Source organism: Rhodococcus sp. NPDC078407 (assembly GCF_044542515.1).
Classification (GTDB): domain Bacteria; phylum Actinomycetota; class Actinomycetes; order Mycobacteriales; family Mycobacteriaceae; genus Rhodococcoides.
In genome coordinates this window covers 132,818-159,427 of record NZ_JBITUQ010000010.1, presented here as the reverse complement: position 1 = coordinate 159,427, position 26,610 = coordinate 132,818, and the positions used below count along the sequence as shown (strand labels likewise).

Annotated in this window: 23 protein-coding genes; 8 read left to right on the top strand and 15 right to left on the bottom strand. The window is 65.2% G+C overall.

The genetic code is table 11. The features are described from left to right. Positions 1-18: 18 nt before the first annotated feature. The 6 genes from ACIGGF_RS13015 to ACIGGF_RS12990 all read right to left on the bottom strand — a co-directional run bounded on the left by ACIGGF_RS13015 (position 19) and on the right by ACIGGF_RS12990 (position 7,251). Complete coding sequence (locus tag ACIGGF_RS13015) at positions 19-1,233, bottom strand: DUF5336 domain-containing protein (RefSeq protein ID WP_397521722.1); 1,215 nt, start codon at positions 1,231-1,233, stop codon at positions 19-21. Positions 1,234-1,362: 129 nt separating this feature from the next. Further along, positions 1,363-2,583, bottom strand: a complete 1,221-nt coding sequence (locus ACIGGF_RS13010; RefSeq protein WP_397521721.1) for an acyl-CoA dehydrogenase family protein — start codon at positions 2,581-2,583, stop codon at positions 1,363-1,365. Between the two features lie 67 nt (positions 2,584-2,650). After that, on the bottom strand, positions 2,651-2,992 hold the full coding sequence (locus ACIGGF_RS13005) for a DUF2200 domain-containing protein (protein ID WP_397521720.1): 342 nt from the start codon (positions 2,990-2,992) through the stop codon (positions 2,651-2,653). A 148-nt stretch (positions 2,993-3,140) separates the two neighbouring features. Then, positions 3,141-4,052: a succinate--CoA ligase subunit alpha gene (gene sucD, locus ACIGGF_RS13000; RefSeq protein ID WP_032381720.1), complete on the bottom strand. Its 912-nt coding sequence runs from the start codon at positions 4,050-4,052 to the stop codon at positions 3,141-3,143. Positions 4,053-4,060: 8 nt separating this feature from the next. Next, complete coding sequence (gene sucC, locus ACIGGF_RS12995) at positions 4,061-5,224, bottom strand: ADP-forming succinate--CoA ligase subunit beta (protein ID WP_397521719.1); 1,164 nt, start codon at positions 5,222-5,224, stop codon at positions 4,061-4,063. Positions 5,225-5,370: 146 nt separating this feature from the next. Then, the gene (locus tag ACIGGF_RS12990) at positions 5,371-7,251 is read right to left on the bottom strand and encodes a hypothetical protein (RefSeq protein WP_397521718.1); all 1,881 of its coding nucleotides are present in this window, start codon (positions 7,249-7,251) and stop codon (positions 5,371-5,373) included. Positions 7,252-7,490: 239 nt separating this feature from the next. Here ACIGGF_RS12990 and ACIGGF_RS12985 point away from each other — a divergent pair, with 239 nt between their 5' ends. Continuing rightward, positions 7,491-8,522 (top strand): M23 family metallopeptidase, encoded by a 1,032-nt coding sequence (locus ACIGGF_RS12985; RefSeq protein WP_397521717.1) that lies wholly within the window; start codon positions 7,491-7,493, stop codon positions 8,520-8,522. A gap of 70 nt (positions 8,523-8,592) precedes the next feature. Here the strand turns inward: ACIGGF_RS12985 and ACIGGF_RS12980 are convergent, their stop codons facing one another. After that, positions 8,593-11,073: a UvrD-helicase domain-containing protein gene (locus ACIGGF_RS12980; RefSeq protein WP_397521716.1), complete on the bottom strand. Its 2,481-nt coding sequence runs from the start codon at positions 11,071-11,073 to the stop codon at positions 8,593-8,595. Positions 11,074-11,388: 315 nt separating this feature from the next. Here ACIGGF_RS12980 and ACIGGF_RS12975 point away from each other — a divergent pair, with 315 nt between their 5' ends. Continuing rightward, positions 11,389-11,679, top strand: a complete 291-nt coding sequence (locus ACIGGF_RS12975; protein WP_032378292.1) for a chorismate mutase — start codon at positions 11,389-11,391, stop codon at positions 11,677-11,679. 48 nt (positions 11,680-11,727) lie between these two features. On the opposite strand, the gene ACIGGF_RS12970 is transcribed toward ACIGGF_RS12975, so the two are convergent. Beyond that, complete coding sequence (locus ACIGGF_RS12970; protein WP_397521715.1) at positions 11,728-13,179, bottom strand: NAD-dependent succinate-semialdehyde dehydrogenase; 1,452 nt, start codon at positions 13,177-13,179, stop codon at positions 11,728-11,730. Between the two features lie 81 nt (positions 13,180-13,260). On the opposite strand from ACIGGF_RS12970, the gene pgi reads away from it, so the two are divergent. Together pgi and ACIGGF_RS12960 are read left to right on the top strand one after the other, a co-directional pair. Next, the gene (pgi, locus tag ACIGGF_RS12965) at positions 13,261-14,910 is read left to right on the top strand and encodes a glucose-6-phosphate isomerase (RefSeq protein ID WP_397521714.1); all 1,650 of its coding nucleotides are present in this window, start codon (positions 13,261-13,263) and stop codon (positions 14,908-14,910) included. 122 nt (positions 14,911-15,032) lie between these two features. Continuing rightward, positions 15,033-16,043, top strand: coding sequence for a hypothetical protein (locus ACIGGF_RS12960; protein WP_397521713.1), 1,011 nt, complete (start codon positions 15,033-15,035; stop codon positions 16,041-16,043). Positions 16,044-16,053: 10 nt separating this feature from the next. Here the strand turns inward: ACIGGF_RS12960 and ACIGGF_RS12955 are convergent, their stop codons facing one another. Together ACIGGF_RS12955 and ACIGGF_RS12950 are read right to left on the bottom strand one after the other, a co-directional pair. Next, positions 16,054-17,670: an acyl-CoA dehydrogenase family protein gene (locus ACIGGF_RS12955; protein ID WP_397521712.1), complete on the bottom strand. Its 1,617-nt coding sequence runs from the start codon at positions 17,668-17,670 to the stop codon at positions 16,054-16,056. Continuing rightward, entirely contained in the window at positions 17,657-18,259 is a 603-nt protein-coding gene (locus tag ACIGGF_RS12950; protein ID WP_397521711.1) for a TetR/AcrR family transcriptional regulator, read from the bottom strand. Before ACIGGF_RS12950 ends, ACIGGF_RS12955 begins: the two co-directional genes overlap by 14 nt. A gap of 60 nt (positions 18,260-18,319) precedes the next feature. On the opposite strand from ACIGGF_RS12950, the gene ACIGGF_RS12945 reads away from it, so the two are divergent. The 3 genes from ACIGGF_RS12945 to ACIGGF_RS12935 are packed head-to-tail and all read left to right on the top strand — an operon-like array spanning position 18,320 to position 20,599. After that, on the top strand, positions 18,320-19,084 hold the full coding sequence (locus ACIGGF_RS12945) for a crotonase/enoyl-CoA hydratase family protein (protein WP_397521710.1): 765 nt from the start codon (positions 18,320-18,322) through the stop codon (positions 19,082-19,084). Next, positions 19,081-20,337 carry a hypothetical protein gene (locus tag ACIGGF_RS12940; protein ID WP_397521709.1) on the top strand — a complete coding sequence of 419 codons (1,257 nt, stop codon included), beginning with the start codon at positions 19,081-19,083 and terminating at the stop codon, positions 20,335-20,337. The genes ACIGGF_RS12945 and ACIGGF_RS12940 overlap by 4 nt, the downstream gene beginning before the upstream one ends. A gap of 16 nt (positions 20,338-20,353) precedes the next feature. Then, entirely contained in the window at positions 20,354-20,599 is a 246-nt protein-coding gene (locus tag ACIGGF_RS12935) for a DUF2630 family protein (protein ID WP_397521708.1), read from the top strand. Between the two features lie 32 nt (positions 20,600-20,631). Here the strand turns inward: ACIGGF_RS12935 and ACIGGF_RS12930 are convergent, their stop codons facing one another. Continuing rightward, on the bottom strand, positions 20,632-21,390 hold the full coding sequence (locus ACIGGF_RS12930; RefSeq protein ID WP_397521707.1) for an SDR family oxidoreductase: 759 nt from the start codon (positions 21,388-21,390) through the stop codon (positions 20,632-20,634). A gap of 29 nt (positions 21,391-21,419) precedes the next feature. On the opposite strand from ACIGGF_RS12930, the gene ACIGGF_RS12925 reads away from it, so the two are divergent. Further along, on the top strand, positions 21,420-22,850 hold the full coding sequence (locus ACIGGF_RS12925; RefSeq protein ID WP_397521706.1) for a dihydrolipoyl dehydrogenase family protein: 1,431 nt from the start codon (positions 21,420-21,422) through the stop codon (positions 22,848-22,850). Between the two features lie 3 nt (positions 22,851-22,853). Here the strand turns inward: ACIGGF_RS12925 and ACIGGF_RS12920 are convergent, their stop codons facing one another. From ACIGGF_RS12920 to ACIGGF_RS12905, 4 genes are read right to left on the bottom strand one after another with little or no spacing between them, the layout of a single operon-like run. After that, the gene (locus tag ACIGGF_RS12920) at positions 22,854-23,840 is read right to left on the bottom strand and encodes a 2-hydroxyacid dehydrogenase (RefSeq protein WP_397521705.1); all 987 of its coding nucleotides are present in this window, start codon (positions 23,838-23,840) and stop codon (positions 22,854-22,856) included. Beyond that, positions 23,837-24,760 (bottom strand): hydroxymethylglutaryl-CoA lyase, encoded by a 924-nt coding sequence (locus ACIGGF_RS12915; RefSeq protein ID WP_397521704.1) that lies wholly within the window; start codon positions 24,758-24,760, stop codon positions 23,837-23,839. The genes ACIGGF_RS12920 and ACIGGF_RS12915 overlap by 4 nt, the downstream gene beginning before the upstream one ends. After that, positions 24,760-25,968 carry a CaiB/BaiF CoA transferase family protein gene (locus ACIGGF_RS12910; protein ID WP_397521703.1) on the bottom strand — a complete coding sequence of 403 codons (1,209 nt, stop codon included), beginning with the start codon at positions 25,966-25,968 and terminating at the stop codon, positions 24,760-24,762. Before ACIGGF_RS12910 ends, ACIGGF_RS12915 begins: the two co-directional genes overlap by 1 nt. Before the next feature lie 27 nt (positions 25,969-25,995). Continuing rightward, on the bottom strand, positions 25,996-26,565 hold the full coding sequence (locus ACIGGF_RS12905; protein WP_397521702.1) for a molybdenum cofactor biosysynthesis protein: 570 nt from the start codon (positions 26,563-26,565) through the stop codon (positions 25,996-25,998). Between the last annotated feature and the right edge of the window lie 45 nt (positions 26,566-26,610).

The window sequence follows — 26,610 nt, the reverse complement described above, 5'->3', positions numbered from 1 at the left end:
TCGATTGTGATGCCTGAATCAGTCCGATTTCTTCTCGTCGTCTCCGGACGGTGTCGCACCGAACGACTGCGTGGGTGCGCCGTACGGCGTCGACTGGTCACCCGTCGCGGGCTCGTCGGATTTCGGCGGCTGGCCGTAACCCGACGACTGCCCGTACTGGTATTGATTCGGAGGGTAGGCCTGGCCTGCAGCAGGACCACTCGGGCCGGTGTACGGCGGGGGCGAGTACCCGCCCTGGGGCGCGGGGTTCGGGGCCGGTTGGCCGCCATAGGGCGGCTGCTGCGCACCCGGGTTGTAGGCGTGCTGACCCGAGGCCTGCCCGCTCGGTGCCTGCCCGAAGTTCGACGAGCCCGGTGCGGTGGACGGAGCCTGACCGAAGGACTGCGGATTGCCGTAGTTCTGCGGCTGCGACGGTCCACCGAACGACGTGGTGGGTGCGTTGTAGGGGTTCTGCTGGCCGTAGCCCGCCTGCTGGTTCTGACCACCGAATTCTGCCGGCTTGGATGCCGGTGCCTTGACGATGCCGGCGTCGAGCAGCAATGCCACCACCGCGGCCGCGGCCTGAACGAAGCCCAGGATCAGGACGAGGATTGCGCCCACACCGAGCGAGCTCGAGGTGCTGGCGAACTCGTTACCCTCGGCGCTCGGCAGACTGAACGACTGGAAGACCAGGACCAGGAAGCCGGTGAGGGCCAGGGCGGCAACCACGGCCTGATTCTTGGCATCCTTCTGCAGCAGCGACGCTCCGGCGATCAAGCCCGCGGCAAGCAGCAACGCCACCGATACCGCGCTGCCGCCGGACGCGAAGAATGTGGTGCTGAACGACGTCTGGATGCTGCTCGGCAGTTCCTGCGCGGAGCTCACTTCGGCGGTGACGAGATCCAGCAGACCGAGAAGGAAATTGACGACACCGAGGCCGAGCACGACGAACGTCAGGATCTTCGGAAGACCTGCGGAGCCCAGACCGAGCGACTTCGCCGAGCGCTGAGACGTTCCCGGCCCGGACCCGCTCGGTGCCGAGGTCCCCGGAACGGGCGGGCCGAACGGGTTGGAGACCGACGGCTGATGGAACGTCTGGTTCTGACCGGGCTGTGTGTAGGCACCGGACGGCTGATTCGGCTGGTTGGGATTGGATTGATTCGGGCCGGGCCGGTTACCGCCGTAGGACGGTCCGCCGCCGTAGCCGCCAGAGTTGGAGCCCCCGTTGTCAGGGCTGCCGGGCGAGTAGGTCATCGCGTCTCCTCATCCTGATAGTGACGTACCCAGGTCGGTCGGGTCCGAATTCTCACGCTACTGCACGGACCCGACCGCTCGAGGAACTCCACGTCGCAGACAAGCGACGAGCTGCTGTTCGGCCGTGTTCTACGAGTACCAGGTGGGCTCGGGCAGCTCACCGGTGAGCACCCAGCGGCCGACTTCGCGGCGCTTGTATGCCACCGGATCGTGCAGGGTGTGGGTGCGGACGTTGCGCCAGAATCGGTCGAACCCGTACTTACTGGCCGTCGCACGCGCTCCGAGTGCCTCGAACACCGTGGAGGTGATCTCGAGCGAGACCTCGGTAGCGCGAGCCTTGACGGCGGCCACCCGCACCTCGTGATCACCGCGCTCGTCGGCGGTGACGTTCCACGCGTTGTCGTGAATTTTCTGCCCTTCCAACGCCACTGCGTCGGCCAGAGCTTCGACGGCCCACAGCTTGGCGGTCAGATCGCCGTAGATATCGATGATGTAGGGCTCGTCGACGGCCTTGTCCACGGTGCTGTGCAGCCACGCACGAGTCTTGTCCTTGGTGTACGACGCGGCTTCCTCCAGAGCGCCTCGCGCGATGCCGAGGTAGAAGTTGACGAACACGAGCTGGATGGTCGGCACGTTGAGGGTGTTGTAGACGCGGGGCTGAAACACCTTGTCCACGAACCCCGCTGCACTCGCCCAATCGACGCGAACCTTGTCGATCGTGACACTGCCACTTTCGGTCTGACGCTGGCCGATGTTGTCCCAGTCGTCGTGAAAGGACAGCCCTTCGATGTTCGACGGCACGATTGCGAACACGTGCTGACCGTCGGGCAACGCTCCTTCGAGCACAGTGACGTCCGAGACCCGACTGCCGGTGGAGAAGGTCTTGGAACCGTCGAACACGATGGTGTCGCCTTCGTCGGTGACGGAGACGTCATTGTCCCGCGGGTTGACGGCACCGCCGAAGAACCATTTGTTCTTCGTGGCGTCGGCTTCGACGGCCTCGATCTGCTCCGGTGTACCCACCAGACGCGCGGCCCAGAACCACAGCAGGTGGTAGCCCAGCAGCTGACCGATGGAACCGTCGGCCTTGGAGACCGTACGAATCACCTGATAGGCCGTCGGCCAATCCTGCCCGCCGCCACCATGTTCGACGGGACCGAGCAGGGTGACGAGCCCGGCGTCCCTGAGCAGCTGCACTTCGGCGGACGGAGCCTCACGTCCCTTGTCGCGGGCGACGGCGTCGACTGCGAGAAGCTGAGCCACCTCACCTGCGCGGGAAATCCATCCGGCTGCGGTGGTGGGAGCGTCGGGCCAATTCTTGGTGAGTGCACGGTGTTCGGTAGTTGTCATGACGCACAGTGAAGTCGTGCGCGGAAGCAATGACCACAGTTCGATTCAACGTGATTTCAAGGGGTGCTCACCCGCGCAGAATCTTCTCCATCTTCTTGCCCCTGGCCAATTCGTCGATCAGTTTGTCCAGGTACCGAATCTTCTTCATCAACGGATCCTCGACATTCTCGACGCGAATGCCGCAGACGACTCCGGTGATCAGTTCCGCGTTCGGATTGAGGTCTGCAGCGGCGAAGAAGTCCTCGAATGTCGTCTCGTTCTTCAGATGCCGTTCGAGTGCCGCTCGATCGAATCCGGTGAGCCAGCCGATGATGTCGTCGACCTCGTCCTTGGTCCGGTTCTTCTTCTCGGCCTTGGCCACGTAAAGCGGATAGACGGAGCTGAAGGCGGTCGTGAAGATCCTGTGCACGGGGTCAATCTAGACCCTTCGCGTGAATGTGACATTGCCGCGCCCAGACGTATGCAGTGGTCCATTCACGCGCCCGGATCGCGGCGCGGGCGGGGCGCACGAAAAAGCCCGCCACCGAATCGGTGGCGGGCTTCTTCAGAAGCGAGTGCTACTTGACGGACAGCGATTCCAGGATTTCGCGCGCGAGGGCAGCGGTCTCGGACGGCGTCTTGCCGACCTTGACGCCTGCGGCCTCGAGTGCATCCTTCTTCGCCTGCGCCGTTCCCAGCGAGCCGGAGACGATGGCGCCGGCGTGGCCCATGGTCTTGCCCTCGGGAGCGGTGAAACCTGCGACGTAGCCGACGACCGGCTTGGTCACGTTGGCCTTGATGTAGTCGGCTGCACGCTCTTCGGCGTCGCCGCCGATCTCGCCGATCATGACGATGACCTTGGTGTCGGGGTCCGCCTCGAACGCCTCGATGGCGTCGATGTGGGTGGTTCCGATGACCGGGTCGCCGCCGATGCCGATGGCCGTCGAGAATCCGAAGTCACGGAGCTCGAACATCATCTGGTAGGTCAGCGTGCCGCTCTTGGAGACCAGGCCGATGGGGCCGGTTCCCGAGATGTTGGCGGGCGTGATGCCCACCAATGCTTCACCGGGGGTGATGATTCCGGGGCAGTTCGGCCCGATGATGCGGGTCTTCTTGCCCTTCTCCACGTTGTAGGCCCACGCGTATGCGGAGTCCTGCACGGGGATGCCCTCGGTGATGACGACGAGCAGCGGGATCTCGGCGTCGATGGCCTCGACGATGGCGTCCTTGGAGAACGCCGGCGGCACGAACGCGATGGAGACGTCGGCTCCGGTCTTCTCCATGGCCTCGGAAACCGAAGCGAAGACCGGCAATTCGATGTCGTTGCCCTGGGCGTCGACGTGCTTGACCGTGGTTCCGGCCTTGCGTGCGTTGACGCCACCGACGACCTGGGTGCCGGCCTTGAGCATCAGGGCGGTGTGCTTGGTGCCTTCGCCGCCGGTGATGCCCTGGACGATGACCTTGTTGTCCTTGTTCAGAAAGATAGACATTGTTTCCTCTACTTCGCTGCCAGCTCGGCGGCCTTGTCGGCGCCCTCGTCCATGGTTCCGGCGAGCGTCACCAGCGGGTGCGCGGCGTCGGCGAGAATCTCGCGGCCCTCTTCGACCTTGTTGCCGTCGAGACGGACGACCAGCGGCTTGTTGGCGTCGTCGCCCAGCTTCTTCAGCGCGCCGACGATGCCGTTGGCCACTGCGTCACACGCGGTGATGCCACCGAAAACGTTGACGAACACGCTCTTGACCTGCTCGTCACCGAGGATGACGTCGAGGCCTGCGGCCATGACCTCGGCCGAAGCGCCGCCGCCGATGTCGAGGAAGTTGGCCGGCTTGACGCCGCCGTGTGCCTCGCCTGCGTATGCGACGACGTCGAGGGTCGACATCACCAGTCCGGCACCGTTTCCGATGATGCCGACCTGTCCGTCGAGCTTGACGTAGTTGAGGTCGTTCTCCTTGGCCTTGGCCTCGAGAGGATCGGCCGCGTCCTTGTCCTCGAACTCCGCGTGGCCTTCCTGGCGGAAGTCTGCGTTGGCGTCGAGCGTGACCTTGCCGTCGAGGGCGAGGATCTGATCGTCGGGGGTGCGAACCAGTGGGTTGACCTCGACCAGGAGGGCGTCTTCGTTGATGAAGACCTCCCACAGCTTCTGGATGGTCACCGCAGCGGCGTCGAGCACCTCGGCGGGCAGCTTGCCCTTTTCGGCGATTTCACGAGCGAAAGCAAGATCGACGCCCTTGACGGCGTCGACCGGGATACGTGCGAGTGCGTCGGGGTTCTCCTCCGCCGTCACCTCGATTTCCACTCCACCCTCGACCGAACACATCGCGAGGTAGGTGCGGTTGGTGCGATCGAGCAGGAAGGAGATGTAGTACTCCTCGGCGATGTCGGACGCTTCTGCAACGAGAAGCTTCTTGACGACATGGCCCTTGATGTCGAGTCCGAGAATCGATTCTGCGTTCTCGGTGGCTTCTGCGACGTCCTTGGAGTACTTGACGCCGCCGGCCTTGCCGCGGCCGCCGACCTTGACCTGTGCTTTGACCATTACTGGCTTGCCGATTTCTTCGGCAATCTCTGTTGCTCCGGCGACCGTGTCGGTGACACGACCCGCGGAGGTGGGTACGCCATGCTTGGCGAACAATTCCTTCGCCTGGTATTCGAAGAGATCCATCAGCTCACCGTCTCGTCTACGTTGACGCCCGCTCCAGGGGTGTGAGCGGGTCTGAGCATGGACTTTATCCAGGTGCCCCGACGGCGCATCGGGCGCATGCATGCTATGTGGCCTATCTCACCGCAACCTGGATTGTGAAATGCGCGTCACCGATCCGGGCGACGGGCCGAAAGTGCCGCCGCCACACCGAGAACGACGATTCCGATCGTCAATGGCAGAACGGCAGGTCCCATCTGCGCATCGATCGCGCGCGCCGATGTCAACGGCCACGACGCGAGATGAACGATGCCGGCGACGGCCGCCGCAGCGAGCAGAACACTGCCGCGTGTGGCCCGAGCCCGCGCGGCGACGACGGCCGCGACGACGATTCCGACAGCGAGCAACATCTGTCCCCACGTGTCCCAGCCCCACGGAAGTTCCGAGACGGTCGCGGCGGTGACATCGCTGCCCCGATACAACGGCAGCGCCAGGCCGACGGCGACGAGCACAGCACCGAACAGCCCGGTACCCAGGACGACGCCGTCGGTTGCTGCATCCGCGGATGTGTCGACGTCGTCGCGTTCGGCCGATCCGGCGAACAATGCCAGCACTCCGGTGACCACCGCAGAGACGACGCCGGCGATGATCGCCAGCGCGCCGACGCCGGTGCTCACTCCGTCCACATCCTCGGCGAGCACCACCGATTGCAGCACCGAGGCCGCCGCCGACACTGCGCCGAGCCAGAACAACGCCACGAACGGCCGAGCAGCCGAGGCGAACTCGGAGAACAGCAGCGGCACCGAACCCAGAATCAGCACGAACCCGGCGACCATCACCATTCGAGTCGCCAATATCTGTGGCACGGCGATCTCCGAATCGGTTTCCAGAATCGGCAGCAGCGATCCGACAACGAACAGCACGCCCGACGCGATGCCGGCGATACCCGCCGCTGCATGCCACTTGTTCGATCCGGGAGTGGTCGTTCCTGGACCGGCGACGCCGCGGGCACCTCGGGCACCCTTCTCGCGCTCCTGCGCTCGCTCCAGATCTCGACGATCGCGGGCAGCGGCAACGGGTGCGAGCGCGGCACCGCACAGGAGCACCCCCGAACCGGCAACCGTTCCCAGGTAGGCACCGGGACCGGCGCTCACCCGGGCCCCGGTGCTCAGTCCGGCGAGCAGACCTACACCGGCGAATCCCAGCACGCCGAGTCCGGCTCCCACGGACGCGCCCGACGCCACCGACGGCGACAGCGAGGCCAACGCCGATGCGGCCACCAGCAGCGCCGCGATACCGACAACTCCCGAGCCCACCGCGACGAACACCGGCGACTCCACCACCGCCGTCACGATCACCACCGGATCGGACGAGCGATACAGCGAGGCGAACGCCGCACCGGTAGCCAACACACCGAACGCGGCCAGAAGCACCGAGAGCAACGGCCCCACACGCCCCGCCGCCGCGCGCCCCACGTTCTCGGAATACACCGAGTGGCCGTACCCATCGCCCAGCCCCGCGCGGTGCACCGCCGACCACCCCGCAACACCCGCCAGAACGGACGCAGCGTGACCGGCGAGCAGAACGTAAGACCCGGCGGTGGCGTCGAGCACGGCGGCACTCAGCGGGCGAAAGAGTTCGAGCCGATTCGCGTCGATGGGATCGGACAACAATGTGACGTCGAGCAGCGTCACCCCGATCGCCACTGCGCCGAAACCGGCCAGCAGCGCTGCTGCGAATTCGATACGCCTCGTGGCCGCACCCACCGCCGCGGCGACGGCCACCAGGACGGGAAGTGCGACGGAGAGAATCGCGGCCGCCGCGGCACCGCTTCCCACCGGCGAGCCGTCGGCGCTGCGGACTACGCCGATCAGGTGGGCGACCACCGCGGCTATCCCGGCGATCAGCGCCAGCACGACACCGAGCGCGAGGCGCGACGTCGGCGACGGATCGTCCGCTCGTCCGAACTCTGCGTCCCGGGGTCGGATCCGTTCTGGTTCCGCTCGCTCGGAGCCGCGGTCGGACGAGTCGTCGAATGTGGGAGTCGGCACTCGGATCACGGTAACGGCTCGGTCGTTGCGAGAACCGTTACTGTTCCGTGTGCCGTCGACGTGTTCTCGTGTCCGATTGCGAATGTGGCTCGTCACGATATAACCGCTGGTCGACTTGTGAGCCATCTCACATATGCGGCCGGTTTGGGCCGATAACTTGCGCGCCCCGCAATCATTTCGTTACCGTCTGCCGAGTCTTTCAGTAACAGCCAGGTCACGGATAACGGAGGTAATGGGTCTTGCAGCAACACCGCGCGTCCTTCACCTCCAGCCGATTCTCTCGACCTGCGGCCGAAGACGCGACCACGGTGTACAGCTACGAGCCCGCTGCCGACGCAGCCGCCGAGCCCGCGTACGAGTCCAGCTCCTACGACGCGTACGCCTACCCGACGTATCGTTACGCCGAAACAGACTTCGCTGATTCCCACCTCGTCGCAGCCGATGAGACGCCGACCGTCGTCACCACGTTCGCTGCACCCGCCGACGCCACCCCCGTGGCCCGTCGCGGTGGCGCACACCGCATTCCCCTGCCTCCCACCGCTCTCAAGGGTCGCGCAGCAGTTCTCGCTGTAGCCGCCGGCGCCGTGGTCGCCGCAGGCCAGGCTGTCGTCAACGACGACTCACCCGCTGCGGTCGCCACCTCCGAGTACGCATTGGCTGCAGGCGAAGCACCCGCAGCGGCGGTCCCGGCCGCCACCACTGCGCAGACCGCCGAGCTCGAGGCCGAGTCGTCCAGCGCGGCACCGTCGGAAGCACCGCAGATCCTCAGCATCGTTGCGCCGGTGGATCTGAGCCAGTTCAACGACCTTCTCGCCAAGGGACAGCGCTTCAGCGAAGAGCGTGCCGCACGCGAAGCCGCTGCTCGTCGGCCACTGTTCTCGCTTCCGGCGCAAGGCACCTACACCTCCAACTTCGGTGCCCGCTGGGGCGTTCTGCACGCCGGTGTCGACGTTGCCAATGCCATCGGAACACCGATCTACGCCGTCGCCGACGGCAAGGTGATCGATTCCGGTCCGGCCGCAGGTTTCGGCATGTGGGTTCGCGTGCAGCATGCCGACGGCACGATCACCGTCTACGGCCACATCGACACCTCGACCGTCACTGTCGGGCAGAACGTCATGGCAGGCGATCAGATCGCGACGATGGGAAACCGCGGCTTCTCCACCGGTCCGCACTTGCACTTCGAGGTCCACCTCCCAGGTGAGGTCAAGATCGACCCGCTCCCCTGGTTGGCTTCCCGAGGAATCTCCCTCGGGCCCGAGATGGACTGACTTTCACTTCTCTGCACATCGAGCCGGACCCCGCAATCGCAGGGCCCGGCTTTTTCGTGTAGCGAAAGACTCAGAGCTTGGTCATCGGAACGCCACCGATGAGCATCATCTTGACGCGGCCGGCCGAACCGAAGTCGATCAACACCATCGCCTTGACACCCGCACCGGTCGATTCCAGCACCGTACCCAGTCCGTACTTGTCGTGACTGACGCGATCCCCCACGGCAAGAACAAGATTGGAGTTGCGCCCCTTGGCGGCGCCGAAGCTGGGGGACGAGCTCTGGCCACGTGACGAGGAACCGCCGTAACCGCCCGAGCCTCCTGAACCGTAACCACCGGAGCCGTAACCTCCCGAGCCGTAGCTGCCGGACCTTCCGCCGCCGATGGATCGACCTCCTCCGGTGCCCGGATCCTCGCGTCGCCAGTCGATCAGGTGTTGCGGAACTTCTTGCAGGAAGCGCGATTCCGGGTTGGCGATGGGCTGACCCCAGGCAGAGCGCATGATCGCGCGCGTGAGGTAGAGCCGTTGCCGGGCACGAGTGATGCCCACGTACGCCAGGCGTCGTTCCTCGGAAAGTTCGTTCGGATCACCCAGTGCTCGCATGTGTGGGAACTGGCCATCCTCCCACCCGGTCACGAACACGACCGGGAACTCCAGCCCCTTGGCCGTGTGCAGCGTCATCAACGTGACGACTCCGGTACCGGAGTCGGGAATCTGATCGGTATCGGCCACCAGGGAGACCCGTTCGAGGAACGCCGCAAGCGAGCCCGGCTCGGCCAACCCGTCGACGCCACCGTCGTCCTCGCTTCGATCGTCGCCTGTTTCGAGTGCCTCCTTCGCCACTGCGGCCTGATTGCGGGCCTCGGACGTGAACTCCCTTGCCACGCTGACAAGTTCGTTCAGGTTGTCCAGGCGCGCACCGTCCTGCGGATCGCTGCTTGCTTCCAGCTCTGCGCGGTAACCGGTGCGGTCGAGAACTGCTTCGACCACGTCCCCGATGTCGGCGATATCGTTTCCGTCGCCGTCCGTTGCAGTGAGTACCGCGCGCAGTTCGTCGAGCAGCTCCATGAACTGGGCGATCAACTTCTGCTGCCTGGAGTTGAGCAACGCCACCTTGCCCGCGGCCGCGTCGTGCAGAGCGCGCGAGAAGCTGATGTCACGCTGCTCGGCGTGCACGGCAACACAGGCCTCGGCACGGTCGCCGATCCCGCGGCGGGGGGTGTTGAGAATTCGTCGCATGCTGACCGTGTCGTCCTCGTTGGACAGCACGCGTAGATACGCGACGAGGTCGCGTACTTCCTTGCGCTCGTAGAACCGGACTCCGCCGACGACCTTGTACGGCAGTCCGAGTCGGATGAAGATCTCTTCGAGCGCACGCGAGGAGTTGTTGGTGCGATAGAAGACGGCCACCTCGTCGAAGCGCACGTCCCCGCCGTCGACGAGCCGGTCGATCTCCGAGGCCACGAACGATGCCTCGTCATGTTCGTTGTCGGCGACGTAGCCGACGATCAATTCGCCCTCGCCGGTGTCGGTCCACAGCTTCTTCTCGCGTCGACCGATGTTGCGGGAGATCACCGCGTTGGCGGCCGAGAGGATGTTCTGCGTGGATCGATAGTTCTGCTCGAGCAGGATGGTGCGCGCGTCGGGATAGTCGCGTTCGAATTCCTCGATGTTGCGGATGGTCGCGCCGCGGAAAGCGTAGATCGACTGATCGGCGTCGCCCACCACGCACAGCTCACCCGGCGCGACGGTGCCCTCGAGTGCGCCGTCGGTCTCCGGAGTACCGACCAGCTCTCGCACCAACATGTATTGAGCGTGGTTGGTGTCCTGGTACTCGTCCACCAGCACGTGCCGGAATCGGCGGCGGTAGTACTGGGCCACCTGAGGGAAGGCCTGCAGAATTCCGACCGTCTCGCCGATGAGGTCGTCGAAATCCATCGCGTTGGCCGCACGCAACCGCTGCTGATAGATGCCGTAGACCTTGGCGACCAGCCGTGGCAGCTCGGCAGGATCACCGTCGGCATCCTTGGCTGCCTGATCCGGACCGATCAATTCGTTCTTCAAGTTCGAGATGGCCGTGGACAGCAGCCGCGCCGAGAACTTCTTGGTGTCGATCTGCAGATCCTTGGAGATCATCGTCAGCAGTCGCCGAGAGTCGTCGGCGTCGTAGATGGAGAAGTTCGAGTTCAGCCCGGGCAGCAGCGCGGCCTGCGCGCGCAGGATGCGCACGCAACTCGAGTGGAACGTCGACACCCACATCGCGTTCGCGCGTGGTCCCACCAGACCGGCGACTCGCTCGCGCATCTCGGCGGCGGCTTTGTTGGTGAACGTGATGGCCAGAATCTGTCCCGGCGACACTCCTCGCTCGGCGAGCAGAAAAGCGATACGACGCGTCAGCACCGCCGTCTTGCCCGAGCCGGCCCCGGCCACGATGAGCAGCGGCGATCCGGTGTGCATCACGGCCTCACGCTGCTGAGGATTGAGGCCCTCCAGCAATGCATCGGACGCAGCATTCTTACGGGACGCGAGGCCTTGGAGGAATGTGTTCATCGTCAGGTCAGGTTACCGGCGCGTACCGACAAACCCACATCGCGTGGTCCTGGCCTCGACGGGTGACTTTTCAGGACGGTCGGCCCGTGGCACACTGGATCGGTGATCGAAAAAACCGTACGCATCACTTGCGTCGGGTGAGCCGCTCCTCGGCCCTATGCGCAGGAGCCTGTCGATAGACGCGCTGCCCTTGGTTCCGGACGGGCACCCAAGTTCCGAATGGGCACAGAACCGATAGGCGATGCAGTTCCGAATACGAAAGGCGTTACGGTGACGGACGACGCAGCGATCCAAGATGTGACCCGAGGAGAGACGATGGCCATGACGACGAAGATCGACTCAGAGATTGCAGTGCCCTCCAGCGAGGCCGAGATCAACGATTTGCGCCAGGAAATCGATCGCCTCGATGCCGAGATCCTGACGGCCATCAAGCGTCGCTCCGAGGTCTCGCAGATCATCGGACGCACCCGGATGGCCTCCGGTGGGCCGCGCCTGGTGCACAGCCGCGAGATGAAGGTCCTCGAGCGCTTCAGCAGCCTCGGCCAGGAAGGCCACACGTTGGCCATGCTCCTGCTTCGCCTCGGCCGCGGTCGCCTCGGCCACTGATCGGCCCCGCGGTTGGGCGCGCGGTGCGCACGCCCAACCGTCAGTAGCTCACTTCAGAGCGATGTACTTGGTTTCGAGGTACTCCTCGATTCCCTCGGATCCGCCTTCGCGGCCGAATCCGGATTCCTTGACTCCACCGAACGGCGCTGCCGCGTCCGAGATCACTCCGCGGTTCACGCCCACCATGCCGCTGTCGATCGCGTCGGCAACCCGGAGCGCGCGGTCGAGGCTTTCGGTGTAGATGTACGACGCCAACCCGTACTCGGTGGCGTTGGCTGCGTCGATACCTTCCTGTTCGGTGTCGAATCCGACGATCGGGGCCACCGGGCCGAACACTTCCTCCTTCAGAATTCGGGCCGACGCCGGTACGTCGGTGAGTACGGTCGCCGGGTAGAAGTAGCCGTCGCCGCCCGGTGCCTCACCACCGAGAGCCACCGTCGCTCCTAGTTTCACTGCGTCGTCGACGAGTTCTTGCACCGTCTCGAGCTGGTCTGCGTTGATCAGCGGCCCGAGCTTGGTGTCGGGGTCGACGCCGGGTCCGAGCTTCATCTCCGACATCTTCTTCACCAACTTGGCCGTGAACTCCTCACGCACACCGTTGTGCACATGTAGACGGTTCGCGGCGGTGCATGCCTCACCGCCGTTACGCATCTTGGCCAGCATCGCGCCGTCGACGGCGTCGTCGATGTTCGCGTCGTCGAACACCACGAACGGGGCATTGCCACCGAGTTCCATCGACGTGCGCAGCAAGCGGGTGGCGGACTTCTCGACCAGCGACTTACCGACGCCGGTGGAACCGGTGAACGTGAGCTTGCGCAGCCGCGAGTCCTCGAGCAGCGGCCCGGTCACCGCGCCCGACTTCGACGTGGTCAGCACCGAGAGCACACCCTCCGGCAGGCCGACCTCGTCGAAGATCTGCGCGAGCAGCAGCATGGTCAGCGGGGTCTCTCGAGCCGGCTTGACCACGATGGTGCAGCCGGCGGCCAGGGCCGGACCAATCTTCCGCGTACCCATCGCCAGCGGGAAGTTCCACGGGGTGATGGCCAAGACCGGGCCTACCGGAGCTTTGGTCACGAGAATCCGACCGTTGCCCGCCGGGGCCGGGGTGTAACGACCGCCGATGCGTACCGCTTCTTCGGCGAACCACCGGAAGAACTCCGCGCCGTATTTGACCTCGGCCTTGGACTCGGCCAGGGCCTTGCCCATCTCCAGAGTCATCAGCAGCGCGATGTCGTCGGCGCGCTCGGTGACCTTCTCGAAGGCCGCCCGAAGGATTTCACTGCGCTCACGGGCCGGTGTTGCCGCCCAACTCTTCTGCGCCGCCGCGGCCGCGTCGAGGGCCTTCATCGCGTCGGCCGGGGACGCGTCGGCGACCTCGGTCAGCGGCTTACCCGTAGCGGGATCGTTCACCGCGAACGTCTTACCGCCCTCGGCATCGACGGCCTTGCCGCCGATCCACAGTTTTGCCGGAATCGATTCGATCAATGCACGTTGGTCCATACCTCCATGATGCCTCCGCAGCGCCGGATAGAAACAAGAACGACGCGCGCGTGACTGTGCACGGGATTACTGTTGGTCGGTATGAGCGTCGATATCACCGGCACGGATGCCTGGCAGAAACTGACCGATCACCACTCCGAGATTGCCGATACTCATCTTCGGACGCTGTTCGCCGAGGACTCCGACCGAGCGCACACCTTCACCCTCGATGCCGCCGATCTTCACATCGACTACAGCAAGCACCGCATCACTCGGGAGACCGTGGAACTGCTCGTCGAACTGGCGCGCACTGCCGACGTCGAAGGCAAACGCGACGCGATGTTCGCGGGCGAGCACATCAACACCTCCGAGGATCGCGCTGTTCTGCACACTGCGCTGCGCCTTCCGGCCGATGCGTCGTTGACCGTCGACGGCCAGGACGTCGTCGCCGATGTACACGAAGTCCTCACTGCCATGGGCGAATTCACCGACCGAGTGCGCTCGGGCGAATGGGTCGGTGCCACGGGTGAGAAGATCTCCACCGTCGTCAATATCGGTATCGGCGGATCCGATCTGGGTCCGGTCATGGTGTACAACGCGCTCCGCCACTACGCCGACGCCGGCATTTCGGCCAGGTTCGTCTCGAACGTCGACCCCGCCGATCTCGTCGGCACACTCGACGGACTCGACCCGGCATCGACGCTGTTCATCATCGCGTCCAAGACGTTCTCCACCCTCGAGACGCTGACCAACGCCACGGCAGCGCGCCGTTGGCTCGTCGACGCACTCGGTGAGGACGCCGTCGCCAAGCACTTCGTCGCCGTGTCCACCAATGCCGAGCGCGTCGCCGACTTCGGTATCGACACCGCCAACATGTTCGGCTTCTGGGACTGGGTGGGCGGTCGCTATTCCGTCGACTCGGCAATCGGGCTGTCGGTCATGGCAGTCGTAGGCAAAGAGGCGTTCGCCGAATTCCTCGACGGCTTCCATAGGATCGACGAGCACTTCCGGTCGACGCCGCTCGCCGAGAACGCGCCGGTTCTGCTCGGCCTCATCGGCCTGTGGTACAGCTCCTTCTTCGGCGCGGAAACCCGTGCGGTGCTGCCGTATTCGAATGATCTGTACCGGTTCGCCGCCTACCTGCAGCAGTTGACCATGGAGTCCAACGGCAAGTCCGTCAAGGCCGACGGCTCCCCCGTCACCACCCCCACCGGCGAGATCTTCTGGGGTGAGCCGGGCACCAACGGACAGCATGCGTTCTACCAATTGCTGCACCAGGGAACACGTTTGGTGCCGGCAGACTTCATCGGATTCGCCGAACCCACCGACGATCTGCCGACTCGTGACGGCACCGGCTCCATGCACGACCTGTTGATGAGCAACTTCTTCGCCCAGACCAAGGTGCTCGCGTTCGGCAAAACGGCCGAGGAGATCGCCGCCGAGGACACACCCGCAGATGTAGTGCCGCACAAGGTGATGCCGGGCAACCGTCCGTCCACCTCGATCCTCGCCGCCAAGCTCACACCCTCGGTCGTCGGCCAGCTGATCGCCCTGTACGAACATCAGGTCTTCGTCGAAGGCGTCATCTGGGGCGTCGACTCCTACGACCAGTGGGGCGTCGAACTCGGCAAGACTCAGGCCCTCGAACTCACCCCGGTGCTCACCGATTCGGAATCGCCTGCCGTGCAATCGGATTCATCCACCGACGCCCTGGTGCGCTGGTACCGCGAGCAGCGGGGTCGCTCAGCATAGTTCGCGGCGGATCTACGGCCCCCGTAGGAATCTGCGCACCCTGCAGGCGGTGCGGATTCCTGAACGGGCCGTAGATTGCCGCTGAACGGATCCAACTGGACCGGCAATGCGTCCAATCGAGCATGGACTTCGACCAACGAGGGCTCTTCACCCGTGCCGACGCGCTCGCGTCCGGCTTCACCGATGACGACCTCCGCCGGGCACGCGCACGCAGAACCATCGTCGCTGTCCGTAGAGGCTGGTTCGTTCGCGGGGACGTCCTCGCAACACTGAATTCTGCGCAGCAGCATGCACTCCTGGCTCAGGCGACCTATACCGATTCCGGCGACGATGTCGTGCTCAGCCATGTATCCGCAGCGGTCGTTCTAGGACTCGACGTGTGGAACTTGCCGCTCGACACGGTGACGATGACCAGTTCTCGCGGCCACTCGGGTAAGCGCAGTCGGCGCCGATTCCTCCACGGCACCGAACTACTCGACGACGAATGGCTTCATCTCGACGATATGCGTGTGACACGGCCGTCGCGCACAGTCGTCGATGTAGCGAGGACTCATCCACTCGACGTCGCGGTGTGCGTCGGTGACCAGGCATTGCGTCACGGCCTGACCACAATCGAGGAACTCGCGAAGTCGTGCGACGCGGCGCAACACCGAACTGGTGCCGGACGCGCCAGACGTGCTGTCAGCGCGATGAGTACGCGCAGCGACAGCGTCGGCGAGAGTCGATCGCGACTGATCCTGCAGACCGTATCGACTCCGCTGTGCAATCAAACGGTGTTCGACGACAGCGGTCGACGAGTCGCCCGCACCGACTTCCTGTTTCCCGACCTGGCCGAGGTGATCGCCGAGTTCGACGGGGAAGAGAAGTACGGTTCGCAGCCACGGAAAGCGATCATTGCGGAGAAGAATCGGCACAACCGGCTGGCCGAGCAGGGAAGGACTGTCTTCAGATTCGACTGGCGGGACCTGTCGACTCCGCAGGTCATCATCGACCGGCTTCACGCTGCCTATCGGCGTGCTGTGGTCCTCGGCCCGCCGAGCGGACGGTACGCCGAGCTACCCCTTCCCCCAGCTACGGCGCTCATGGGAATCTGCGCACCCTACAGGCGGTGCGGATTCCCACGAGGGGCGTAGATCCGACCCATCACACCCGCGCCAACACCGCCGCAGTATCGACTCCGACGGGCAAGGTGCCGAAGGCCACGCCCCAGTCGCGGTCCAGTCGAGTGGCGCAGAAGGCGTCGGCCACAGCGGAATCACCGTGCATCACCAGCTGCGCGCCCTGGAATGTCAGGGCCATCAGTTCGACGACCCGGCGAGCCCGGTATTCCATGTCGGAGGTGTCGGAGAGTTCCTTCCCAACGCGGGCGATGGCGTCGTCCAGTCGAGAATCCACGCCCGACGCTTTGCCGAGCTCACCGAAGAAGGCCTCGACACTGTCGGGTTGACGCGCCAGTGCGCGCAGCGAGTCGAGTGCGGCAACGTTGCCGGATCCTTCCCAGATCGACATCAGCGGCGATTCGCGGAACAGCCGAGGCATGCCCGATTCCTCCACATAGCCGTTGCCACCGAGACATTCGAGCGCTTCCGCGGCGTGCGCCGGGGCCCGCTTGCACACCCAGTACTTGGTGATCGCCAATGCGATTCGACGTAGCGCACTTTCCTGCTCGTCGCCACGGGCGGACCCGTCCGTGGCCTGGGCCAAGCGCATCATGGCGGCAGTCGCTGCTTCTGATTCGATGGTCAGGTCTGCCAATACGTTTCGCATCAGAGGCTGGTCGATCAACTGTGCACCGAACGCGGCTCGATGACGGGCATGATGAACTGCGCGCACAGTGGCGTTACGGATACCGGCGGCCGAGCCGATGACGCAGTCCAACCTGGTCATGTTCACCATCTCGATGATGGTGCGCACTCCGCGGCCCTCTTCGCCGACCAACCAGCCGGTCGCACCGTGGTATTCGAGCTCGCCGGATGCGTTGGACTTGTTGCCGAGCTTGTCCTTCAAGCGCTGCAGCATCATTCGGTTCCGGGTTCCGTCGGGCAGCACCCGCGGCAGCATGAAGCACGACAGTCCGCCGGGTGCCTGCGCCAATGTCAGGAACATGTCCGACATCGGTGCCGACGTGAACCACTTGTGGCCGGTGATCGAATAGGTTCCGTCCGACGACGGGGTGGCCGTGGTGGTGTTGGCGCGAACGTCCGAGCCGCCCTGCTTCTCCGTCATCGACATTCCGGCAATCAGGCCGCGTTTGCTCGACGGCTCGCGCAGCCCGAAATCGTATTCTCGCGACGCCAGCAATGGCTCGTATTGCGCTGCCAGAGCTGGGTTGTGGCGCAACGCCGGAACAACCGCATAGGTCATCGAGATCGGGCACATGTGACCGGCTTCGGTCTGTCCCCAGACGTAGAATTTCGCCGCGCGGGCCACGTGGGCACCCACTCGGTCGTCGGTCCAGGGGCTGGCATGCAAACCGTGCTCGACGGCAACCGTCATCAGATCGTGCCAGTGCGGGTGGAATTCGACCTCGTCGACGCGATTGCCGTACCGATCGTGGGTCTTCAGCACCGGTGGGTTCTCGTTCGCGAGGCGACCCCATTCCTGGGCTTCGGCTCCGCCTGCGAGCGCGCCCAGAGTGCGCACCTCGTCGCGTGCCCATCCACCGCCGGCTCGGACGAGGCCGTCCAGCAGTGAGACGTCGTCCGAGACGTCGTAAGGCGTCAGGTCGATCGCCTGATTGAATACCTCATGTGTGTTCAACTCGAACTCCTAACGCGCGTAACGAATATGCGACCAGACCGGGAACGACGTCCACCGACTCGTGCGAGGACAACGGACCTACCAACACTTCGCCGACGGCACCCACGAGGCCCGCAGCCGAGATCGCCGCGTCCTGATCGGGAATTTCCCCGGCCGCGATTCCTGCGACGATCGCGTCGGCGAACGCGTCGGTGAATTTCCGCCGGAACACCAACCGCTCGGCGTCCACCGCTGCGTCGACCGGTTCGGCGAGCAGCGCGTAGGCCAGCGTGCGGTTCTTCAGTGCGCGTCCGGCGAAGGTCTGCACCACCGCGGTGACGCGCTCGGACGTACTGCCGTGTGCGGCTACGGCGACCACCGCCGCCACCTCTCGGGTGCACACCTGGCGGAAGATCTCGACCACCAGGTCCGACTTGCCCTCGAAGTGCGTGTAGACGCTGCCCGCGGACACTCCGGCGGCCGCGGCGACCGAGGCCACCGACAGCCCCGCGTATCCCTTGGACGAGAGAACCTCGACGGCGGCAGCGAGCAGCCTGGTGCGGCCGGCATCGAGCCTGGCCTGCACTGCGGGTGTTCGCCGGTAGGGCATTGAAGGATTGAAGCACTGATTCATTGCTTCATGCAAGAGGACTCGAGTAAGTTCGGAGCCATGCCGGTACGGATCGAACGAACAGGCCCCGTCACCACCGTCGTCCTCTCTCGCCCGGAGGCACGCAACGCCGTCGACGGCCCCACTGCTCAGGAACTCACCGACGCCTTCGAGGAATTCGACGCGGACGAATCCGCGTCGGTCGCTGTGCTGTGGGGTGAGGGCGGAACGTTCTGCTCGGGTGCCGACCTCAAGGCTCTGGGCACACCCAGGTCCAATCACGCGACCGAACACGGCGACGGTCCGATGGGCCCGACGCGAATGCGGTTGTCCAAGCCGGTCATCGCCGCCGTATCGGGGTACGCCGTTGCGGGCGGACTCGAACTCGCCCTGTGGTGCGACCTCCGCATCGCCGAGGACGACGCCACCTTCGGGGTCTTCTGTCGGCGCTGGGGAGTGCCGCTGATCGACGGCGGCACGGTGCGGTTGCCACGCATCGTCGGCACCGGACGAGCGATGGACATGATTCTCACCGGTCGCGCGGTGGACGCCCAGGAAGCGTTGAACATCGGTCTGGTGACCCGCGTGGTTCCGGTGGGCCGGGCCCGATCGGAGGCCGAGGCGTTGGCCGCCGAGCTGACGTTGCTGCCCCAGACCTGCATGCGTGAGGATCGACTGTCGCTCCTCGAACAGGACGGCCTCGACGAGGAAGCCGCTCTGAAGAACGAGTTTCGGCACGGTGCCATCTCCATCACCGCCGATGCGCTCACCGGAGCGAGTCGGTTCGCCTCGGGCGCAGGGCGACACGGTACCCCCAGCCCGTGACCTCGACCCGCCTGTCGGTGATCGACGAGATCTTCCTGCGGACCCACCGCGGATACGGTGTTCCCATTGCACTGCAGGGCGTGTGGCGGACAACAGGGACAGTGAGCCGGGACGAACTCGTCCGCATTCACGATCGGTTGGCAGTCGGAAAGCTCGGCCGCAGGGTCGGCAAGCCTCGCATCCCCGGCGCACGACTTCGCTGGGACCTCTCGCCGGGTTCCCTTCCGCTCGAATGCGACACCGAGGCGGTCGAAAACATCGTCGCATGGGCCGATGCGCAGGCCGATGTGCCGCTGGATCCGCAGTACGGACCGGGATGGCGGATGACGGCAGCTCGGCTGGCCCACGGCGGTACCGTCGTATCGCTGGTGTGCTCGCATGCGCTCGCCGATGCCCGCGGCCTCATCGATGCTGCCGCACAGTCTTTTTCGGGATCCGCAGTGCCCGAGCCCATCTCCTCCCCCGGTTCCGACGCGGCCGACGCGTTGCGCATGATTCTCACTGTGCTCGTGCGATCGATCATCGCGACGGCGCGGCTGTGGGTCAGTGCGCGGGCCCGGGCCGAGTTGCGCGCGTTCGCGACATCCGATTCGGCCCGCACGCCACCCCATCGCGTCCGGAAGATGCGTTCGGTCGTCGTGGATATCGATGCTTCGCAGTGGGATTCGGCCGCCGAAGTCGCAGGCGGGTCGGCGAATGCGCTGTTCGTGTCCGTCGTCGCCGCGACGATGGCCGAGCTCGGCTCGCCCGCCGTCATTGTCGACATTCCGTTCCGAACCGGTTCCGGCGACGCCAACTCGATCGGTATGGCCACCGTGAACATTCGCGGCGACGACTCACCCGCGGTTGTGCGTGCCGCATGCAAGGCTGCATTCGCCGCACCGGTCGGAGCACCAGCGGGCTACCCACCCGAGGTCGTCCAGTTGCTGCCCCACCGCCTGGCAGCGACGTTGACCTCCACCCCGGGACGCGGAGAAGTGTTGTGCTCCAACATCGGTGAGATTCCGCCCGCTCTGTCGACGCTCGGTCCTCATCGATCCTGCGGCCTGGCCACTCGCGCGATCCACCCGGCTGCCATCGGACCGCTCCCCTGCGCGACGATCAGATTGTCGACGTACCTCTCCAGGATGGACGGCCGGTACACCCTCTCACTCGTGAGCACCGACGACGCACTGGTCGAGTCGACCGAGGAGCTGACCGCGGCGGTCCACCGCGCGCTGGAGAAACGAAACCTGGCCGGTACACCGTGGTAGGTCTACCGTTGACGCCATGAACGAGCACGATATTCACACCAAAATCCAGCAGCTGATCGCCACCGAGCACAAACTGCGCAGCGAGACCCAAGCCGGCGAGATCGACCCCGAGACCGAGAAGGCTCAGCTCGCGTCACTCGAACATGCCCTCGATCAGTGCTGGGATCTGCTTCGGCAGCGCCGCGCACGCATCGACGCCGGCAAGGATCCCGACGCGGCCACGGCCAACAGCGTCAACCAGGTCGAGGGGTATTTGCAGTAACTCTGGTCGTTCCGCAGGCTCCACTCCTGCAGCTACACCATTCGATCCGTCAGCACGTTCGGCAGAAACCGCAGCGCCGCGTCGATGCCCCGCCACTTGAGTCCGGGCAGCGCGGCGCGGCGAGTTTCGCTCTCGATGGCGTCGACCATCGCGGTGACCCCCTCGTCCAGAGTGGCTGTGAGAGCGGCACTGTCGCCCGCGTTGGCAGACATGTCGGTGGCGATGAATCCCGGCAGCAGGGTCGTCACGGCGATGTCTGTTCGTGCCAGTTCGGTCGCCAGCGATTCGCCCAGTGACGCCACCGCCGCCTTGCTGGCCGAGTACGCCGCTTTCGCTCCCGGCAACCCGCGGTCTGCACTGATGGACGAGACGAACACCAGGTGCCCGCGCTTGCGCTGACGGAAGATCGACAGAGCGGCCTCGGCCTGCGAGAGGGCACCGACGAAGTTGGTGCGTGCAGTCTCCAGGTTGGCCTCGGCCCGTCCGGTACCGATCTTCGCGCCCTTGCCCAGCCCGGCGTTGATGATCACTCGATCGAGGCCGCCCAGTTCGTCTTCGAGTTCACCGAACACCGTGACCACTGCGTCATGATCGGTGACGTCGAGTGCGCGGACCGCCACGGTGATGTTCGGGTTCTGACGCAACAATTCGACGCGAAGTTCGTCGAGTCGCTCCAGCCGCCTGGCACAGAGCGCCAGATCGCGACCCATGGCGGCGAACCGTCTGGCCATTTCCTCACCGAGTCCAGAACTCGCACCGGTGATCAGAATCTTGCTCCGAGTGGTCGCCATAAGCGGGGAGCCTATGTCACTGTGGAGTAATGGCCCCAGAGAGTTCCGAATTCGATGTCATCGTCATCGGCGGTGGACCCGTCGGTGAGAATGCCGCGCAATACGCGATACAGGGCAGCAGCCGCACTGCCGCCATAGTCGAACATGAACTCGTGGGCGGTGAGTGCTCGTATTGGGCATGCATGCCGAGCAAGGCGCTCCTGCGGCCCAGCGAAGTGCTCGACACCGCGCGCAACATGCCGGGCGTGAAAGAACTGGTCGGCGACCAACCCCTCGATGCCGACGCCGTCCTCGCCAGGCGAGAATCCTTCACCCACGGTCTCGACGACTCGTCCCAGGTGTCGTGGGCAGAGTCCGCGGGAATCTCGGTGATCCGTGGCCACGGACGGCTGAGCGGCATCAAGACCGTCGAGGTCGACGGCAGAACGCTCACGGCACGGCTCGCGGTCGTTCTGGCCACCGGCACCACCGCTTCGGTACCGAACACACCGGGCCTGCGCGAGGCCCGGCCGTGGATCTCGCGCGACGCCACCAACATTCACGAGACGCCCGGTCACATCGCCATCATCGGCGGGGGTGTCGTCGCGAGTGAGGCAGCGACCTGGCTGCTGTCGTTGGGAGCGAAAGTGACGATGATCGTGCGTGGCTCGTCGCTGCTGTCCGGTTCCGAACCGTTCGCGGGCGAACTGGTTGCCGACGTACTGAAGCAGCGCGGTGCAACGATCATGTTCGACGCTTCTCTGACGCACGTCTCGCGAGAGCATCCCGCCGACACCGGTGTCGGCCGCATCCACGGCGGACCGGTCACCCTCACGGTCGGCGACGAGGACCTCCTGGTGGACGAAATTTTGGTCGCCGCGGGCCGCTCCCCGGCGAGCTCGGACCTGGGACTGGCCACGGTCGGTCTGCCCGAGGGCAAGTACGTCGAGGTCGACGATCACCTCGGTGTTGCCGACCACGAATGGCTCTACGCAGTGGGCGACCTCAACGGCCGTGCCCCGCTGACGCACATGGGCAAATACCAGGGGAGGGTGGCCGGCGACGTCATTGCCGCCAGGGCCGAAGGAAAGCCGCTGGACCAGAAGCGATTCCGAGCGACGGCGGACCACGGCCAGGTTCCCCAAGTGGTGTTCACCCCACTCGAGGTGGCCTCCGTCGGGTTGACCGAGGCCGAGGCCAGGGAGGCGGGCATCGACGTCGAGATCGTGGCACAGGACATCGCCGTCGCGGGTTCGTCTCTGCAGCAGGACGATTACTCGGGCCGTGCGCAGCTGGTGATCGATCGCGCTACGGACACACTCGTCGGAGCGACGTTCGTGGGGCCGGGGGTAGCCGAATTGGTGCACGCGGCAACCGTTGCCGTGGTCGGAAAAGTTTCGCTCGACGACCTGTGGCATGCGGTGCCGTCGTACCCGACGGTCAGCGAGATCTGGCTGCGCCTGCTGGAATCTCGACGCTGAGCATCAGCCACCCGTCCACGCCTGCGGGTTCACCGGATGCGGCGGCACGGTTCCGCTGAACATCGCCGCCGCATTGTCGGCGCACAGCCTCGCCATCTCGGAACGCACCGACACCGTCGCACTGCCGACGTGCGGCAACAACACGGTGTTCTTCCTCTCGGCCAGTCCGGATTCGAGCGCCGGTTCCCGTTCGTAGACATCGAGTCCCGCTGCCGCGATGACGCCGGCCCGCAGCGCGGTCGCCAGGGCAGCCTCATCGACGACGGGGCCGCGGGCGGTGTTGATCAGGATCGCCGATGGTTTCATGGCCTCGAGCACGGCGGCATCGATCAGGTGGTGGGTGGCATCGGACAGTGGAACGTGCAGCGACAGAAAGTCGCTGTTGGTGACGATCTCGTCCCAGGACGTGTGTTCGACGCGGCCGGCGAACTCACCCAATTCGGAATCGGAGACAACTCGATCAGCGGGAGGTCTGGGGCAGAACTTCACCGTCATGCCGAATCCCAGTGCGCGTCTGGCCGTGGCTCTGGCGATTCTGCCGAAGCCCGCCAGTCCGAGTACGCGCCCCGAAACATCGCTGCCGAGTAGCAGTTCCGGCTCCCAGCCGGTGAACGAACCGGAGCGGACGAACGCATCGGCCTCCACTGCGCGCCGGGCCGTCGACAGGATCAGCAGCATTGCGATGTCGGCGGTGGAATCGGTCAGCACACCCGGGGTGTTCGCGACGGTGATGCCGTGCGCGGTTGCGGCTGCGATGTCGATGTTGTCGAATCCCACGGCGTAGTTGGAGATTCCGGCGATGGACGCGGCGGCGAGAAGTTCGGCGTCGAAGTGGTCACGTAATTGAGAGACGACGACGCGGTACTTGCCGGATGCGCAGGCGTCGAACAGCTCGGCATGGTCGACTGCCCGTACCTCGACGTCACCCGCGGCGCGCAGAATATCCATTCCCGGAGCGGGAATGTCGGCGGTGACGAGGATGGCGGTCATACGACCCACTCGAAGGCACGGGCCTCGGAACGAGCACCCTGAACAGTTTTCGAACGCATGGGTTCCCCCAATTCGGTGAGTAGGTGCTCGGACAGGTCGACCAGTGCGGCCAAGGTCTCGGGCGCAAACCAGGTGGGCCGGGTGGCGAACAGGATGTCCTCGCTCGGAGTGTTGCCACTCGCCCCCGGGGCGAATGGGCAGCCACCGAGTCCGCCGAGGGAACCGTCGACCATCCCTGCTCCCGCGGAGATCGCGGCGAGGGTGTTGGCAACGCCGAGGCCCCAGGTGTCGTGGCCGTGGAAGACGATTCTGCGGCTGGGTGTTTCGCCTGCAACACGTCCGATCAGTGCTGCTACCTGCGCTGGCACCGCTTGTCCGAGGGTGTCTGCGATGACGATGTCGGTTGCACCGGTGGCTCGTTCGTCGTCGGCGATCTCGATGATCCGATCGGGCGACACAGCTCCCTCGAAGGGACAGGTGAACGAGGTGGCGATACACAGCTCGATCGCGCCGCCGACCGAATGCGCGATGTCGACGGCCGCGGGCATGGCCGCGAGCGAATCCTCGGTGCTCCGGCCGATGTTGGCCCGATTGTGCGAGTCCGATGCCGAGAAGCAGTACTGAAAGTTCCTGGCCCCTGCCGCTGCCGCCTTCTCGACGTGCCGCGGGGTCGCCACCCACACCCAGCATTGCGCGAGTTCCTCGGCGGTCAGTTCGCCGATCACCTCGAGGGTGTTGGCCATGGGCGGCACCTTGTCTCCGCGCGCCATGGACCCGATCTCCAACTCCGGAACGCCGAGACCGATGAGCGCCCTGATGACCTCGAGCTTGCGTTCGGTGGGGAGCATCTTGCCGGTGAGCTGCAACCCGTCGCGCATCGTGACGTCACGCAGCCGCGCCGCGGGTGCGAATTCGTACATCAGTCGTCCTGTTCCTCGTCGGTGCGGCCGAGCAGGCTCGCCAGTACTTCTCTCGTGTGTTCGCCCAGTTCCGGTCCGACCGAACGAATCGGGATCGACTGTTCCCCGATGACCGGTACGACGCCCACGAACCCCACCTCTGCGGGTTCGTCGCCGCCGGCGTCGACGGTGAAGCGCTGAATCATGTTGCGCGACGCGTACTGTTCGTCGGCCACGATGTCCGCTGCGGTGTAGATCGGGCCGGACGGCACTCCCGCCTTGTCGAGGATTGCCAAAGCCTCTGCACGCGAGTGCAATCCGGTCCAGTCCGAGATGGCGGAGTCGAGTTCGTCGCGTCGTCGCCAGCGGCCGGCGTTGGTGGCGAGATCGGGATCGGCAGCCAGATCGGGACGGTCGATGGTGTCCATGTAGCGGTGGAAGATGGCGTCACCGTTGCCTGCGATGATGATCGCGTGACCGTCGTTGCACGGGTACGCATTCGAGGGCGCGATGCCTTCCATCCGTCCGCCGGTCCGCTCCCGTTCCACCCCGTACGCGAGGTAGTCCGGTATCAGCGATTCCATCATCGACAGACTCGACTCGTTGAGCGCGACGTCGATGGTCCGCTCGCCCGCAGCCAGAGACGCACTCCCTGCCTGACGCCGCACCTGGCGTTGGAAGAGCGCCATGACGGATCCGAACGCGGCGTAGAGACCGGCGATGGAATCGCCGATCGACACCCCGACTCGGACCGGCGGACGATCGGGATCGCCCACCAGATTGCGGAATCCGCCGTATGCCTCGGCCACCGCGGCGAATCCGGGCCGATCCGACATGGGACCCGTCTGTCCGAATGCCGAGATGCGGGTGACGATGAGATCCGGGTTCGCTTCCGTGAGCACCTCGGAGGTGATCCCCCACTTCTCGAGTGTGCCGGGGCGAAAGTTCTCCAGCAGGATGTCGCACTCGGCTGCGAGGTCGACAACATCTTTGCGGCCCTGCTCGGTACGAAGATCGAGCACGATCGACTTCTTGTTGCGATTGATGGTGTGGAAGAGCATCGAGGTGGTGCCGGCGTACAGCCGCCAGTTGCGCAATTCGTCGCCGGCGCCGGGTCGCTCTACCTTGATCACCTCGGCACCGAAATCGGCCAGCATCCGACCTGCGGTGGGTGCCGCGATGTAGTTGCCGAGTTCGAGTACGCGAACTCCGTCGAGCGGAAGCGTCATGGCAGCCCTCTCATTGTTCCAGCCCCTTCACTTCTCCGGTAGTGGCTGAGCGCGCTTCACCGACAGCGCCGCATGTGACGCATCCAGTTCGACAGGCGAGCGAACAAGTAGTTTCCCGACCCGCAGGATCCCGTCGGACAGCGGCTCGACGCGCAACCCGCCGCGACCGATCAGTGCTTTACGCGCGCCGTCCACCACCATGCGGTCCATCCAAGCGCACGGGTGGGCAGGTCGGCCACCACGGAACCGAATCCAGCCGTCACCGGAGTCGAGCTCGAATTCCAGACCGCGCAGTGGGTCGAGTTCGAGACCGCGCACGAGGACGTTTCTCCTGGCCACGGACGGATCGGGCACCTCGACCCCGAGCACGTCGCCAATGGCGTCCCAGGCTTCGACGGCCAGGAAGCTCACCGCCGCCTCGGTATGCGCCTTCACGCCGAAGAATCGATCGCCGCGGATGCCCTTGTGGGCCACGATCTCGACACTGACGGGCAGTTCGGTCGGTACATCCGCCGGGCCGTCCTTGGATCTGCCGAAATACGCGTGCGCGGGGGCTCGCAGCAGCTGCACTATCTCGGCGCTGTACTCGAAGGGCATGTACTCGAGTCTGCCCGCTACCGATCCGCCCCGGTTCCTACCCAC

Coding starts and splice junctions, on each gene's coding strand:
- ACIGGF_RS12935 (WP_397521708.1), top strand. CDS start 20,354: ATGAACGAGCACGATATTCACACCAAAATCCAGCAGCTGATCGCCACC.
- ACIGGF_RS12960 (WP_397521713.1), top strand. CDS start 15,033: ATGGACTTCGACCAACGAGGGCTCTTCACCCGTGCCGACGCGCTCGCG.
- sucD (WP_032381720.1), bottom strand. CDS start 4,052: ATGTCTATCTTTCTGAACAAGGACAACAAGGTCATCGTCCAGGGCATC.
- ACIGGF_RS12980 (WP_397521716.1), bottom strand. CDS start 11,073: ATGAACACATTCCTCCAAGGCCTCGCGTCCCGTAAGAATGCTGCGTCC.
- ACIGGF_RS12975 (WP_032378292.1), top strand. CDS start 11,389: ATGGCCATGACGACGAAGATCGACTCAGAGATTGCAGTGCCCTCCAGC.
- ACIGGF_RS12945 (WP_397521710.1), top strand. CDS start 18,320: ATGCCGGTACGGATCGAACGAACAGGCCCCGTCACCACCGTCGTCCTC.
- ACIGGF_RS12915 (WP_397521704.1), bottom strand. CDS start 24,760: ATGTACGAATTCGCACCCGCGGCGCGGCTGCGTGACGTCACGATGCGC.
- ACIGGF_RS12970 (WP_397521715.1), bottom strand. CDS start 13,179: ATGGACCAACGTGCATTGATCGAATCGATTCCGGCAAAACTGTGGATC.
- ACIGGF_RS13010 (WP_397521721.1), bottom strand. CDS start 2,583: ATGACAACTACCGAACACCGTGCACTCACCAAGAATTGGCCCGACGCT.
- ACIGGF_RS12905 (WP_397521702.1), bottom strand. CDS start 26,565: ATGCCCTTCGAGTACAGCGCCGAGATAGTGCAGCTGCTGCGAGCCCCC.
- ACIGGF_RS12930 (WP_397521707.1), bottom strand. CDS start 21,390: ATGGCGACCACTCGGAGCAAGATTCTGATCACCGGTGCGAGTTCTGGA.
- sucC (WP_397521719.1), bottom strand. CDS start 5,224: ATGGATCTCTTCGAATACCAGGCGAAGGAATTGTTCGCCAAGCATGGC.
- pgi (WP_397521714.1), top strand. CDS start 13,261: ATGAGCGTCGATATCACCGGCACGGATGCCTGGCAGAAACTGACCGAT.
- ACIGGF_RS13015 (WP_397521722.1), bottom strand. CDS start 1,233: ATGACCTACTCGCCCGGCAGCCCTGACAACGGGGGCTCCAACTCTGGC.
- ACIGGF_RS12950 (WP_397521711.1), bottom strand. CDS start 18,259: ATGCCCTACCGGCGAACACCCGCAGTGCAGGCCAGGCTCGATGCCGGC.
- ACIGGF_RS12920 (WP_397521705.1), bottom strand. CDS start 23,840: ATGACCGCCATCCTCGTCACCGCCGACATTCCCGCTCCGGGAATGGAT.
- ACIGGF_RS12925 (WP_397521706.1), top strand. CDS start 21,420: ATGGCCCCAGAGAGTTCCGAATTCGATGTCATCGTCATCGGCGGTGGA.
- ACIGGF_RS12910 (WP_397521703.1), bottom strand. CDS start 25,968: ATGACGCTTCCGCTCGACGGAGTTCGCGTACTCGAACTCGGCAACTAC.